The sequence below is a fragment of the Metabacillus niabensis genome (genome assembly GCF_020524345.1).
GTDB classification, from domain to species: Bacteria; Bacillota; Bacilli; order Bacillales; family Bacillaceae; genus Metabacillus; species Metabacillus niabensis_B.
Genome location: NZ_JAIVLH010000001.1, coordinates 23,615 through 37,587 on the forward strand (window position 1 = coordinate 23,615; position 13,973 = coordinate 37,587).

Sequence of the window (13,973 nt, forward strand, 5' to 3'; positions counted from 1 at the left end):
TATTTATGATGGAATATTGAAGGTCTGTGTAATTATTAGGAGGTAGACCGAATTGCAACAGAAAGTTTTGCATGTACTTGAATATGAAAAAGTGAAAGAGCAGCTTATTAAGCATGCTTCATCAACACTTGGCAAAGAAAAAGTAAAAGCGCTTGTACCTTCTAGTGAGTACCAAGAAGTGGCTGTTTCTCAGGAGCAAACAGATGAGGCGGCAAAAGTACTCCGATTAAAAGGGAATATCCCATTGGGTGGACTTGTTGACATTAGAGCAACAGTCAAGCGAGCAAAAATCGGCGGAATGCTCAGTTCAGTTGAGCTTATTGAAGTTGCAGGCACATTATATGCTGGCAGGCAAATGAAACGTTTTATTGAAAAAATGATAGAGGAAGAAATTGAATTATCTCATTTGCCAATCTTTGCCGAGCAAATTGTTGTCATTCATGATTTGGAGAGAAGGATCTCCGAATGTATAGATGATAATGGGTATGTATTGGACAGTGCAAGTGAAACATTAAAGGGCATTCGCCAGCAGCTTAGAACAACCGAGGCAAGAGTAAGAGATAAACTAGAATCAATGATTCGTTCTTCAAATGCATCAAAAATGCTCTCTGATGCGATCATTACGATTCGAAATGACCGTTTTGTATTGCCTGTAAAACAGGAGTATAGAGGATCATACGGTGGGATCGTTCATGACCAATCCAGTTCAGGGGCAACTCTTTTTATCGAACCGCAAGTCGTGGTTGACCTAAATAACACCCTTCAACAAGCAAAAGTGAGGGAAAAAGTAGAAATTGACCGTATTCTAGCAAAATTGTCAAATGAAGTAGCCGAAAATAGTGATGATCTCCTGCAGAATGTAGAATGCTTGGCCAATATGGATTTTATGTTCACAAAGGCGAAGTATGCAAAACAAATAAAAGGGATAAAGCCTATCGTCAATCAAGAAGGTGTTATTCGCTTGTTTAAAGCAAGACACCCGCTTTTACCTGAAAGTGAAGTTGTTCCGAATGATATTGAATTAGGTACAGACTTTACAACCATAGTTATTACAGGACCGAATACCGGTGGTAAGACCGTTGCACTTAAAACACTTGGATTATGTACATTAATGGCGCAATCAGGTTTACACATTCCGGCACTTGACGGATCAGAGGTTGCGGTCTTCAAGGCAGTTTATGCAGATATCGGTGACGAACAATCGATTGAACAAAGCTTAAGTACATTTTCTTCACATATGGTTAATATTGTTGATATCCTTCATAAAGTAGATGACCAAAGTCTTGTGTTATTTGATGAGCTTGGAGCCGGAACAGATCCACAAGAAGGGGCTGCGCTTGCTATCTCCATATTGGATGAAGTGTACAGCCGTGGAGCGAGAGTGGTTGCAACAACTCATTATCCGGAGTTAAAAGCGTACGGATATAACCGAAATGGAGTCATTAATGCAAGTGTAGAATTTGATATCACAACTTTGAGCCCAACATATAAACTTTTAATAGGTGTCCCGGGCCGCAGTAATGCGTTTGAAATCTCAAAACGACTGGGCCTGCAGGAAAATGTTATACAAAAGGCAAGGTCACAAATGAGTGATGAAAGCAATGAAGTAGACACGATGATTGCTTCATTAGAATCCAGCAAAAAAACGGCTGAAATTGAGTTAATGGAATCAGAAAAAATCCGGCATGAAGCAGAAAAACTTCATAAGGAGCTTCAAAGACAGATCATTGAATTCAATGAACAACGTGATGCCCTTTTTGAAAAAGCGGAACGAAAGGCGTCAGAAAAATTAGAAGAAGCAAACCAGGAAGCGGAAAACATTATAAGAGATTTAAGGAAGCTTCGAAAAGAACAGCATGCTCAAGTAAAAGAGCATGAGTTGATCGATGCGAAAAAGCGTCTTGAAGAGGCACAGCCTGTATTCGAAAAATCGAAAAAAGGTGAAAAGAAACAGCCTGTTAAACATGAACTTCTGCCTGGTGATGAAGTAAAAGTCATTAGTTTTGATCAAAAGGGACATTTGGTTGAAAAGGTAAATGATCAGGAGTGGCAGGTTCAAATGGGAATCTTAAAAATGAAAGTAAAAGAAAAAGATCTTGAGTATATTAAGAGACCTAAGCAACAGGTGCAAGAAAAGCCTTTAGCTGCTGTTAAAGGAAAGGATTACCATGTCTCATTAGAATTAGATTTACGTGGGGAACGATTTGAAAATGCGTTACTAAGAGTTGAGAAATACTTGGATGATGCTGTTTTAGCCGGCTATCCAAGGGTTTCAATTATTCATGGTAAAGGAACAGGGGCACTTCGAACCGGTGTGAAAGAATTGTTGAAAAATCATCGAAGTGTAAAAAGTACTCGCTTTGGGGAAGCGAGTGAAGGCGGAACAGGCGTCACAATTGTGGAACTAAAATAGTGGGGGGGAAGAGCGTGAGTACATTTTGGGAGAATGATTGGGTTCAAATTGCTGCCTACTATAGCGTTGTAGTTCTAAGTATTATTTTATTTTTAACCATTTTTGAACTTGTTACAAAGTATAAAAATTGGGAAGAAATTCAAACTGGTAATTTAGCTGTTGCGATGGCAACAGGAGGGAAAATCTTTGGAATTGCTAATATTTTTCGATTTTCTATTCAGAAACACGAGAGTCTTTTAGAAATGTTAGGGTCCGGGGTGTATGGATTTGTTTTACTTTTGTTAGGCTATTTCATTTATGAATTTATGACACCAAAGTTTAGAATTGATGATGAAATTCAAAGAGACAACCGTGCTGTTGGATTTATTTCCCTTGTTATTTCAGTTGGTTTATCATTTGTTATCGGTGAGGCTTTATAAGGAGAGTGTAAAGTGGAGACGTTGGCGAAAGTGATGTTTGGTTTATGCGGGTTGTTTGTGTTGATTGGCGTTATTTATTTAGCTTTCTTTTAAATACAAGTAAAGGGCCTGATTCATAAAATCTGGCCCTTTTTTATTATTTTATATTTCTGAAAACAAAAAAACCTGATATACTCTTTTATAAGCGTGAAAAAATGATTTGTTTATCGGTTTTAACATGTATGTATGTCCTCTTTTATTCCTTTCTAACCAATCTGTCATTTTATATTTCCCTCAAAAGGAGGAGAAAAAAATGGAAAGTCAAAAACCTTGGTTAAATCTTTACCCAGCAGAAATCCCTCATACCATGAAAAGCGATGAAAAACCGTTGTACTATTATCTCGAACAATCTGCTTTAGAATTTCCATCTCGAACCGCCATCCATTTTCTAGGTAAAGAACTAACCTATACAGACCTTTATCAACAGTCTTTAAAAATGGCTAACTATCTACAGTCTCTAGGCTTACAAAAGGGTGACAGGGTTTCGATCATGCTGCCGAATTGTCCTCAAGCTGTGATTTCCTATTATGGTGTCTTATTAGCTGGCGGAATCGTTGTTCAAACGAATCCGTTATATATGGAAAGAGAGCTGGAGTATCAATTAAATGATAGCGAGTCCACTTTTATCGTAACGCTTGATTTATTATATCCGAGAGTCTCTAAAATGAAAGCGTTAACAAAGTTGAATCATATCATTGTAACAAGTATAAAAGACTATTTACCATTTCCTAAGAATCTTTTATATCCATTTGTACAAAAAAAGCAAAATCAAATGGTTGTGAAAGTAGAACATCAAGGCAATACTCATTTGTTCCAAAAAATCATGGAATTAGCTGAACCAACTGTTGAGGAATATAAATACATTCCGTCCGAAGATATTGCATTACTTCAATATACTGGAGGAACAACTGGTTTCCCTAAAGGTGTTATGTTATCACATGACAATGTTGCTCTGAACACAAAAATGTGTTCTGCGTGGATGTATAAATCAAAGCGAGGAAAAGAATCTATATTAGGCATTATTCCATTCTTCCATGTGTATGGGATGACGACAGTAATGAATCTATCAGTTATGCAAGGGTATAAAATGATTCTGTTACCTAAATTTGATCCAACCGACACATTAAAAACGATTCATAAATTAAAGCCAACGTTATTTCCCGGTGCACCAACGATTTATATTGCTTTATTAAATCATCCCGATCTTCAAAAATACAATTTGTCATCAATTGAATGCTGTATAAGCGGTTCTGCACCATTACCCGCTGAGATACAAGAGAAGTTTGAGCGTGTGACAGGTGGTAAACTTGTAGAAGGTTATGGGTTATCTGAGGCATCCCCTGTTACACATGCTAATTTCATTTGGGAGAAAAGAAAAAAGGGAAGTGTCGGTGTTCCTTGGCCAAGTACAGATGCTGTGATCCTGTCATATGAACATGGAGGGATAGCTGAGCCGAATGAGCTTGGTGAGATAGCAGTACGGGGGCCACAGGTTATGCTTGGGTATTGGAATAAAAAAGAAGAAACAGAAGAAGCGCTGAAAAATGATTGGCTTTTGACCGGAGATATTGGATACATGGATGAAGAAGGGTACTTCTATATTGTAGACCGTAAAAAAGATATGATTATTGCCGGAGGATTTAATATTTATCCACGTGAAATCGAGGAAGTCCTCTATGAGCATGAAAAAGTAAAGGAAGTAGTTGTTGCAGGAATTCCGGATCCATATAGAGGTGAAACAGTAAAAGCCTATATTGTATTAAAAGAAAATCAACAGGCCACTTCAGAGGAATTTAATGAATATGCCCGCAAACATTTAGCGGCGTATAAGGTGCCGCATATTTATGAATTTAGAGATGAATTGCCTAAGACAGCTGTGGGGAAAATACTAAGACGTGCATTAATTGAAGAGGAAAAATTAAAGAACGCTAATTGATCGTATAATTGGAGGGGCTTTTGTCTCTCCAATTATAAAAAAAGCAAGCACCGAAAAAAAACAGATGAGGGCTTGACAGAAAGGAAAGGAAATTTTATGATTAATTTATGAATGATGATTCATTCATTAACCGAAAGGGAGTCGAACATTACATTGAGACAGAAGAAACCAAAATATATACAAATCATTGATGCAGCAGTGATTGTCATAGCAGAAAATGGTTATCACCAAGCACAAGTTTCAAAAATAGCCAAGCAGGCTGGAGTAGCGGATGGGACAATCTACTTATATTTTAAGAATAAAGAAGATATTCTTGTATCACTCTTTCAAGAAAAAATGGGTGTTTTTATTGAAAAAATTGAAGAAGAGATAAAAAGCAAAACGAATGCAGCAGATAAACTATATTCGTTAATTGATAAGCATTTTACCTTATTATCGGAAGATCATCACCTAGCAATTGTAACACAGTTAGAATTAAGGCAATCAAATAAGGATTTACGCCTTCGAATAAATGAAGTGCTAAAGGGATACTTAAATGTAGTGGATAAGATTATTAGTGATGGAAAAGAGAATGGCGAATTCAGAGAAGAACTTGATGTTAGGCTGGCCAGACAAATGATCTTCGGCACAATTGATGAAACTGTCACAACATGGGTTATGAATGATCAGAAATATAGGTTAACAGATCAAACAAAGAAAGTACATGACTTATTTGTTAACGCCCTATCAACTAAAGATTAATAGCTAGTGAAATAGCACGATCGTCATTCTCTTCATATAAGTTATTTTTCGTTTGTAAATGAAATACATTTTAAGTATGTATGATGAAGCAGGGAGGAAAAAAATGAAGTATTTACAAATAAAAAAAGAGAACAGAGTTGCAGTTGTATCTATTAATCACGAACCTGCAAATGCATTATCATCAAATGTATTGAAAGATATTTCTACTATGCTGGACCATATTCTTGAAGACAATGAAATTCGAGCTGTCATTCTTCACGGGGAAGGCAGATTCTTCTCGGCAGGTGCAGACATAAAAGAATTTGTTGAATTTGCTAAAAGTGATGGAGTGTTTTCTCAACTTGCTGAATCAGGGCAACAATTATTTGAACGAATCGAAAAATTTCCAATCCCAATTATTGCAGCTATTCATGGAGCTGCGTTAGGCGGGGGACTTGAGTTAGCAATGTCTTGTCACCTGCGTTTAGTAGCTGAAGATGCAAAACTTGGTCTTCCTGAGCTTCAACTTGGTATTATACCTGGTTTTGGAGGAACTCAACGTTTACCGAAATATATTGGTACTGGCCGTGCCTTAGAAATGATGCTTACAAGTGAACCGATTTCAGGTCAAGAGGCAGTGAAACTGGGCCTTGCCAGTCATGCCTATCCTAAGGAAAAACTGTTAGCGGAAGCGAAAGGTTTAGCACAGAAATTTGCTGCAAAAAGTCCAGGTTCTGTAAGGGCAGTCATATCGTTATTACATTCACATAAAACATTAACCTATCAGGAAGGAATGGATCTCGAGGCGAAACTTTTTGGAGAACTTTTTAAAAGTGGTGATGCAAGAGAAGGCATTTCAGCTTTTATTGAAAAAAGAAAGCCAAATTTCAAAGGCAACTAAAACAAAAGGGAAACTATGTTATTTACAATGGGGGATGGGAAAATGAATATTTTTGTCATGATGAAAAGAACCTTCGATACAGAAGAAAAAATCACCATAAATAATGGTGCAATTAGCGAAGATGGTGCGGAATATATTATCAACCCTTATGATGAATACGCAATTGAAGAAGCAATCCAATTACGTGATAAAAATGGAGGGGAAGTAACCGTTATCACAATTGGAGGGGAAGAATCTGAAAAAGAATTAAGAACTGCTTTAGCTATGGGGTGTGACAAGGCAGTATTGATTAATACAGAAGATGAAGTGGAAGACGGTGACCAATACACAACATCAAGAATTTTAGCTGAGTATTTTAAGGGAAAAGATGTAGATTTAATTTTAGGGGGAAATGTGGCTATTGATGGAGGATCTGGTCAAGTAGGACCACGATTAGCCGAATTACTTGATATCGCTTATGTCACAACGATTACAAAGCTCGATATTGATGGAAACAAGGCAACAGTTGTACGTGATGTTGAAGGAGATTCTGAGGTTATTGAAACATCCTTACCATTACTGGTAACAGCTCAACAGGGATTAAACGAACCTCGCTATCCATCATTACCAGGAATTATGAAAGCAAAGAAAAAACCGCTGGAAGAGTTGGAAATCGATGATTTGGATTTAGCGGACAATGACGTAGAACCAAAAACAAAGACAATTGAAATCTATTTACCACCTAAAAAAGAAGCAGGAAAGGTATTAGAGGGTGAAGTAGAAGATCAAGTAAAAGAACTGGTATCTTTACTTAGAAATGAGGCAAAAGTCATCTAGACGTTTTGGGGAGAGGGAAAATGTCAAATTCGGAAACAGGGGGAAAAAAGATGTCAAGAAAAGTGCTCGTTTTAGGTGAGGTTCGTGATAAACAGTTAAGAAATGTATCGTTTGAAGCCATTGCTGCCGGAAAAACGATTTCAGAAGGTGGAGAAGTTGTCGCAGTTTTAGTAGGAGAAAATGTAACTTCCTTAACTTCAGAGCTATTCCACTATGGTGCTGATCGAGTCGTGACTGTAGAAAATGAAAAATTGCTACACTATACATCGGACGGCTATTCACAGGCACTCTTATCGGTCATTGAAGAAGAGAAGCCGGAAGGGATTGTTTTTGGCCATACCTCTTTAGGGAAGGATTTATCACCAAAGATTGCTGCCAAGTTAAATTCCGGATTAATTTCTGATGCAACAGCTATTGAAATTGCAGGAGGTAATATTGTCTTTACTCGTCCTATTTATTCTGGAAAAGCATTCGAAAAGAAAATAGTGACTGATGGACTAATTTTTGCTACGATCCGCCCGAATAATATAAATCCACTAAAAAAAGATGAAACAAAAACTGGTGAGACTTCTTCTCTTTCTGTTGAAATAAAAGATCTTAGAACAATTGTAAAAGAGGTAGTCCGTAAAGCATCAGAAGGTGTGGATTTATCGGAGGCAAAAGTAGTCATCGCAGGAGGACGCGGTGTAAAAAGTGAAGAAGGTTTTGAGCCATTGAAGGAACTAGCCAATGTTTTGGGGGGAGCGGTAGGAGCATCACGTGGGGCTTGTGACGCAGATTATTGCGACTATTCACTGCAGATTGGTCAAACGGGTAAAGTTGTCACACCTGATTTATATATTGCATGTGGTATTTCCGGAGCTATTCAGCATTTGGCAGGTATGTCAAATTCAAAGGTTATTGTCGCGATTAATAAAGATCCAGAAGCGAATATTTTCAAAGTAGCTGATTATGGAATTGTCGGTGACCTCTTCGAAGTTGTCCCATTATTAACGGAGGAATTCAGGAAATTACAAATTCATGCATAGGTAGAACTAAAGCACGTTATTGCGTGCTTTTTCTAATTAGCTACATCATATTAAAAAACATGTTTTTCTTCTTGTACATAGGGAAAAGTAAGGTAGAAGCAAATTATTAGCTAACTTTGCAGCTGGATGCTATACTTTAAACATATTTTACCCTTATTAATTAGGAGGAATTTCAAATGGCAATTGCACATGTAACAGATCAAACATTTTCAAGTGAAACGAACGAAGGCGTTGTATTAGTCGATTTTTGGGCACCTTGGTGTGGACCATGTAAAATGATTGCTCCAGTTCTAGAAGAACTTGATTCAGATATGGGAGATAAAGTAAAAATCGTCAAAGTTGATGTAGATGAAAACCAGGAAACAGCTGGAAAATTTGGCGTTATGAGTATTCCAACTTTATTGGTTCTAAAAAATGGCGAAGTTGTTGATAAAGCTGTTGGTTATCAACCAAAAGAAGCTCTTGCTGAGGTTCTAAACAAGCATATCTAATTCGAAAGGATTGACAGCAGTCAATCCTTTTTCAATGTAATTATTTACAACGACGAAATATATAGAACATGATAAAATAAACATATAGGCAGTAATTCGCTATTTTAATTTATTTATTTGATTAAAATGGGGAATTACTGCCTATCTAATCGTAGCGAAAAGAAAAGGGGAGTGTCTGGCTATGAGAGATCATACAAAAGAAAAGCTTGCACTTCTTCCAGATCAACCAGGCTGTTATATTATGAAGGATCGTCAAGGAACAGTCATTTATGTCGGGAAGGCAAAAGTGCTCAAAAATCGCGTGCGTTCTTATTTTACCGGTTCCCATGATGGGAAAACACTAAGACTGGTAAATGAGATCACAGATTTTGAATATATTATTACATCTTCAAATTTAGAGGCATTAATTCTCGAGTTAAATTTAATTAAGAAATATGATCCAAAATATAATGTCATGCTAAAAGATGATAAGACCTATCCGTTTATTAAGATTACGAATGAACGTCACCCGCGTCTTTTAGTAACTAGACAAGTAAAAAAAGATAAAGGAAAGTACTTCGGACCTTATCCAAACGTTCAGTCTGCCCGAGAGACAATAAAGCTATTAGACCGTTTATATCCGTTAAGAAAATGTTCGACTCTACCTGATCGTGTATGTCTTTATTATCATATGGGCCAATGTTTAGCACCATGTGTAAATGATGTTTCAGAAGAAACGAATAGGCAAATGGTGGAGGGAATTTCGAAATTTCTTAATGGAGGCTATAAGGGTATTAAAGAGGAATTGTCGATAAAGATGACAAAAGCAGCTGAAGGGCTGGAGTTTGAGAGAGCTAAGGAGTTTAGAGATCAAATCCTTCATATCGAAGCCACAATGGAAAAACAGAAGATGACATTAAATGACTTTATTGATCGGGATGTATTTGGTTATGCTTATGACAAAGGGTGGATGTGTGTTCAAGTCTTCTTTATTCGACAGGGAAAATTGATAGAGCGTGATGTGTCAATGTTTCCTATTTATGATAATCCTGAAGAAGAGTTCCTCACGTTTTTAGGACAATTCTACTCTAAGTCTAATCATTTTCTTCCGAAGGAAATTCTTTTACCGGATAGTATTGAATATGACCTAGTGGAACAGCTATTAGATGTGACAACTCTTCAACCTAAACGTGGGAAAAAGAAGGATCTGATTTTATTAGCGCATAAGAATGCAAAGATCGCTTTGAAGGAAAAATTTCTATTAATTGAAAGAGATGAAGAACGGACTATTAAGGCTGTTGAAAATCTTGGTGATAAATTAGGAATTCATACACCGAATCGTATAGAGGCATTTGATAATTCAAATATACAAGGAACAGATCCTGTTTCTGCAATGGTTGTGTTTGAAGATGGAAAGCCTGCCAAAAAACACTACCGAAAATATAAAATTAAAGATGTAAAAGGTCCGGATGACTATGACTCGATGCGTGAGGTTGTGAGGAGACGCTACAGCCGTGTCTTAAAAGAACAACTTCCACTACCAGATCTCATTATTATTGATGGAGGAAAAGGACATTTATCCGCTGCTCAAGATGTGCTGGAAAATGAGCTGGGTCTAGATATCCCGGTAGCAGGATTAGTAAAAGATGATAAGCATCGAACATCTGAACTTATTATTGGATCACCTCCTGAATTTATACAACTTGAAAGAAACAGTCAGGAATTTTATTTACTTCAGAGAATTCAGGATGAAGTGCATCGGTTTGCGATTACCTTTCACCGTCAACTTCGGGGGAAAAATGCATTTCAATCCATATTGGATGATATACCAGGAGTTGGTGAGCAACGGAAAAAATCATTACTAAAGCATTTTGGTTCTGTAAAAAAAATGAAGGAAGCTAGTGTCGATGATCTTAAAAGAGCAGGTATGCCTGATAACATTGCCAACAATATATTAGAACATCTTCACAAAGAAAGCTAAGAAAGATTCTTGCCTTTTAAAGGAATGTTTGATAAGATTTTATTAATTTGATATTGATCGTTAGTTTGTAAATGATGGTAGAGGTGCGACCATTAAGAGTAGCCGGTTTGAGGAAAAATGGATTCCGATGACAACAGGTGAAAGGAATGTTCGCCGAAGTGATAATTGCACCATTTGCTTTTATCGCTGGTTTTACATTTAAGAGATGTAAAATTGTCAAGAAACGATATGTTCTTGGAGAGCTATCTCATTGTATAAACGAAATTTTTCGTTTAATTAGCAATGGGATGTTTTTGTCTCATTGCTTTTTTTATTTTTGCAATGATTAAGAAAAACATCTCGAGATCCAATTCTTGCTCATTTATTAAAACAGATAATAAACGATCATAGAAAAACAACTGAAAGGTGAGATTTCATTGGGTATTATCGTACAAAAATTTGGCGGTACTTCTGTTGGCTCTGTTGAAAGAATTTTAAATGTTGCCAACCGAGTAATTCAGGAAAAAGAAGCTGGAAATGATGTAGTAGTTGTTGTTTCAGCAATGGGGAAATCTACTGATGAGTTAGTAAGACTTGCAGCACAATTAACTTCAAAGCCAAGTAAGCGGGAAATGGATATGCTTTTAACAACAGGGGAACAAGTGACCATTTCGTTGTTGTCCATGGCGTTAATTGAAAAGGGATATGATGCCATTTCTTTTACAGGGTGGCAGGCCGGCATTGAAACAGAATCAACACATGGAAATGCCAGAATAACCAATATTAAAACCGAACAGCTAAAAAGTGAGTTAGGAAAAGGGAAAATTGTTGTAGTTGCAGGATTCCAGGGTCTATCTATTGATAACCAAATTACCACTTTAGGAAGAGGAGGATCTGACACTACAGCAGTTGCTCTTGCTGCAGCTTTGGGTGCTGATAAGTGCGATATCTATACAGATGTAACAGGGGTGTACACAACTGACCCCCGTTTTGTAAAAGGTGCCAGAAAATTAGAAGCAATTTCCTATGACGAAATGTTAGAGCTGGCCAATTTGGGAGCTGGGGTTTTACACCCTCGGGCAGTTGAATTCGCAAAGAATTATAATGTTCCCTTAGAGGTAAGATCAAGTATGGAAAATGAACGTGGGACAATGATCGAGGAGGAAGCAGAAATGGAACAAAATTTAATTGTTAGAGGAATTGCGTTTGAAGATCAAGTGACGAGAGTATCGGTTATCGGATTACCGAATGAATTAACGACATTGTCCACAATCTTTACGACATTAGCTAAAAATAACGTAAATGTTGATATTATTATTCAGAACACAACAAGTGATAACAAAACAACAATATCATTTTCAGTTAAAACAAGTGATTTAGAGGATACCCTGCAAGTTTTAGAACAACATAAGAATGAGCTTCAATTTGAACGAATCGAATCGGAAAGTGGTCTAGCGAAGGTTTCAATTGTTGGATCCGGTATGGTTTCAAATCCGGGAGTTGCAGCAGAAATGTTTGATGTATTAGCTAAAGAAAATATAGAAGTAAAGATGGTAAGTACATCTGAAATAAAAGTGTCAACTGTCATCTCTCAGCAGCACATGGTATCGGCAGTTGATATTCTACACACAGCGTTTGAATTATCAAAAACAACTGCAAGGGTATAATATTTTAAGTGATAAGGGAGATGTTCCCCCTTATCACTATCTTTTACTTCTTTTTCCAAGTGTAACTTCTTCCAGAACATCTTTATGATCCCATTTTACTGTAAACACAACTTTATTCGCACGTTTTTTCACTTGCTCATATGTTTCGGTAATTTGATTGTTCATCATTTGCAGTTGTTCCGCAATAAAACCTGCTTCTAATTGAAACGTACATTCATTTACTTTTTTAAAACGGTTTGAAATAAGCTCTCCGCTTAATTCAAATTCCATTTCATTTTTCTTCTTATGAAGTAAAACCAGGTCTCCCCAACCGGCTGCTGCAAAAAAATTGGCTAGTTCATCAAGTGAAGTGACTGGGTATTTTCTTGCCAAGCCTTTTCCTGCCCAATAAAGCATCTGAGGGAAGTCTTGACCGAGCAAGTCTGGAATTAACACTTCCCGTAATAATTCGAATCCAAAAGCGGGCATTTGGATATGTTCTAATTCATCGGTATTTAATAAAGCTGATTGTTTGTTCACGGTATTCCCCTCTTTCTCATTAATATTATATATCAACACAACCGTTAAACACATGTAATATTAAGCAAAATTTTGAAACAATCGTTCAAATGTTCTATACATTTTCCTTAATTTTTAAAAATAAGCTACGAAAGTTGGTTATCAAAATTTAATGTATATTGATAAAATAAAATGTGAAGGAAAACAGTTGTCGAAAAATTTTAATTTATGAACGCGTTTTCTTGACGCTCTTTCTTTAAGGGAGTAAAATGTACTTGTTACAATTATCTCGATTAATCAGACAGATAATTTCATAGACTGTCAGCTTCATACTAGTAATTTTTACTGATCTTAATAGTTGACCATTATGTAGAATAGTAAATTTTATTAGGAAAGGATTAATTAGGTAAGAATAAGAGTTTATTACAAAAGTGAGCGCATTATTGATACTAGGGGGTAAGTTTTTATGGCTGGAAACCGAGAGTTTATTAATCGTAGACTGCACTCATTACTAGGAGTCATTCCGGTAGGAATCTTTTTGATTCAACATCTTATTGTCAATCATTTTGCCACAAGAGGTGCAGAGGCTTTTAACAAAGCTGCACATTTTATGGAGATGTTGCCATTTAGGTATGTGTTAGAGATCGTCATCATTTTCCTTCCAATTTTATACCATGCTATTTACGGAGTTTATATTGCATTTACAGCAAAAAACAATGTAAGTAATTACGGCTATCTTCGAAATTGGTTGTTTATGCTGCAGCGTGTTACAGGGATTATAACGTTTATCTTTATCGCTTGGCATGTTTGGGAAACAAGGATTGCTGCTGCACTTGGAGCAGAAGTGAATTATGATATGATGGCTTCGATTTTAAGTAGTCCATTTATGCTTGTCTTCTATTTAGTGGGTGTTATTTCAACAGTATTCCACTTTGCTAACGGTTTATGGTCTTTCGCAGTAAGTTGGGGGATTACCGTTACTCCCCGCTCACAAGTCATTTCAACATATGTTACGCTTGCAATCTTTTTGGCGCTTTCATATGTAGGTGTTCGAGCAATATTTGCTTTCGTCTAATCCAGTAATAGCTATTAAAGGGAGTGGGCTT

The 13,973-nt window shown here is 36.7% G+C and carries 12 protein-coding genes and 1 riboswitch; of the genes, 11 read left to right on the plus strand and 1 reads right to left on the minus strand.

Translation table 11 applies throughout. From position 1 onward, the window contains the following. The first annotated feature begins 52 nt into the window (after window positions 1–52). From LC095_RS00130 to LC095_RS00175, 10 genes are all read left to right on the plus strand, one after another. Window positions 53–2,413: an endonuclease MutS2 gene (locus LC095_RS00130; RefSeq protein WP_226526280.1), complete on the plus strand. Its 2,361-nt coding sequence runs from the start codon at window positions 53–55 to the stop codon at window positions 2,411–2,413. Window positions 2,414–2,427: 14 nt separating this feature from the next. Next, window positions 2,428–2,832: a DUF350 domain-containing protein gene (locus LC095_RS00135; protein ID WP_226526281.1), complete on the plus strand. Its 405-nt coding sequence runs from the start codon at window positions 2,428–2,430 to the stop codon at window positions 2,830–2,832. 292 nt (window positions 2,833–3,124) lie between these two features. After that, window positions 3,125–4,807 carry an AMP-binding protein gene (locus LC095_RS00140; RefSeq protein ID WP_226526282.1) on the plus strand — a complete coding sequence of 561 codons (1,683 nt, stop codon included), beginning with the start codon at window positions 3,125–3,127 and terminating at the stop codon, window positions 4,805–4,807. Between the two features lie 153 nt (window positions 4,808–4,960). Beyond that, window positions 4,961–5,548 (plus strand): TetR/AcrR family transcriptional regulator, encoded by a 588-nt coding sequence (locus tag LC095_RS00145; RefSeq protein WP_226526717.1) that lies wholly within the window; start codon window positions 4,961–4,963, stop codon window positions 5,546–5,548. A gap of 103 nt (window positions 5,549–5,651) precedes the next feature. Then, the gene (locus tag LC095_RS00150) at window positions 5,652–6,428 is read left to right on the plus strand and encodes an enoyl-CoA hydratase (protein WP_226526283.1); all 777 of its coding nucleotides are present in this window, start codon (window positions 5,652–5,654) and stop codon (window positions 6,426–6,428) included. A gap of 42 nt (window positions 6,429–6,470) precedes the next feature. Further along, window positions 6,471–7,244: an electron transfer flavoprotein subunit beta/FixA family protein gene (locus LC095_RS00155; protein WP_226526284.1), complete on the plus strand. Its 774-nt coding sequence runs from the start codon at window positions 6,471–6,473 to the stop codon at window positions 7,242–7,244. A 50-nt stretch (window positions 7,245–7,294) separates the two neighbouring features. Continuing rightward, window positions 7,295–8,272, plus strand: a complete 978-nt coding sequence (locus LC095_RS00160; protein WP_226526285.1) for an electron transfer flavoprotein subunit alpha/FixB family protein — start codon at window positions 7,295–7,297, stop codon at window positions 8,270–8,272. Between the two features lie 176 nt (window positions 8,273–8,448). After that, complete coding sequence (gene trxA / locus LC095_RS00165; RefSeq protein WP_026561701.1) at window positions 8,449–8,763, plus strand: thioredoxin; 315 nt, start codon at window positions 8,449–8,451, stop codon at window positions 8,761–8,763. A gap of 181 nt (window positions 8,764–8,944) precedes the next feature. Beyond that, entirely contained in the window at window positions 8,945–10,723 is a 1,779-nt protein-coding gene (gene uvrC, locus LC095_RS00170; protein WP_226526286.1) for an excinuclease ABC subunit UvrC, read from the plus strand. 70 nt (window positions 10,724–10,793) lie between these two features. Beyond that, window positions 10,794–10,976: riboswitch (Lysine riboswitch) on the plus strand. 163 nt (window positions 10,977–11,139) lie between these two features. Then, on the plus strand, window positions 11,140–12,369 hold the full coding sequence (locus LC095_RS00175) for an aspartate kinase (RefSeq protein WP_226526287.1): 1,230 nt from the start codon (window positions 11,140–11,142) through the stop codon (window positions 12,367–12,369). A 36-nt stretch (window positions 12,370–12,405) separates the two neighbouring features. Here LC095_RS00175 and LC095_RS00180 read toward each other — a convergent pair whose 3' ends face one another. Further along, window positions 12,406–12,837, minus strand: a complete 432-nt coding sequence (locus tag LC095_RS00180; protein WP_226526718.1) for a YslB family protein — start codon at window positions 12,835–12,837, stop codon at window positions 12,406–12,408. Between the two features lie 496 nt (window positions 12,838–13,333). Here LC095_RS00180 and LC095_RS00185 point away from each other — a divergent pair, with 496 nt between their 5' ends. Continuing rightward, window positions 13,334–13,942, plus strand: a complete 609-nt coding sequence (locus tag LC095_RS00185) for a succinate dehydrogenase cytochrome b558 subunit (protein WP_026561706.1) — start codon at window positions 13,334–13,336, stop codon at window positions 13,940–13,942. Window positions 13,943–13,973: the final 31 nt, after the last annotated feature.

What these genes read in the sequence shown, in the direction of transcription:
- LC095_RS00140 (WP_226526282.1), top strand. Translation starts at nt 3,125, where the DNA reads ATGGAAAGTCAAAAACCTTGGTTAAATCTTTACCCAGCAGAAATCCCT.
- LC095_RS00150 (WP_226526283.1), top strand. Translation starts at nt 5,652, where the DNA reads ATGAAGTATTTACAAATAAAAAAAGAGAACAGAGTTGCAGTTGTATCT.
- LC095_RS00155 (WP_226526284.1), top strand. Translation starts at nt 6,471, where the DNA reads ATGAATATTTTTGTCATGATGAAAAGAACCTTCGATACAGAAGAAAAA.
- LC095_RS00160 (WP_226526285.1), top strand. Translation starts at nt 7,295, where the DNA reads ATGTCAAGAAAAGTGCTCGTTTTAGGTGAGGTTCGTGATAAACAGTTA.
- trxA (WP_026561701.1), top strand. Translation starts at nt 8,449, where the DNA reads ATGGCAATTGCACATGTAACAGATCAAACATTTTCAAGTGAAACGAAC.
- uvrC (WP_226526286.1), top strand. Translation starts at nt 8,945, where the DNA reads ATGAGAGATCATACAAAAGAAAAGCTTGCACTTCTTCCAGATCAACCA.
- LC095_RS00180 (WP_226526718.1), bottom strand. Translation starts at nt 12,837, where the DNA reads ATGCCCGCTTTTGGATTCGAATTATTACGGGAAGTGTTAATTCCAGAC.
- LC095_RS00185 (WP_026561706.1), top strand. Translation starts at nt 13,334, where the DNA reads ATGGCTGGAAACCGAGAGTTTATTAATCGTAGACTGCACTCATTACTA.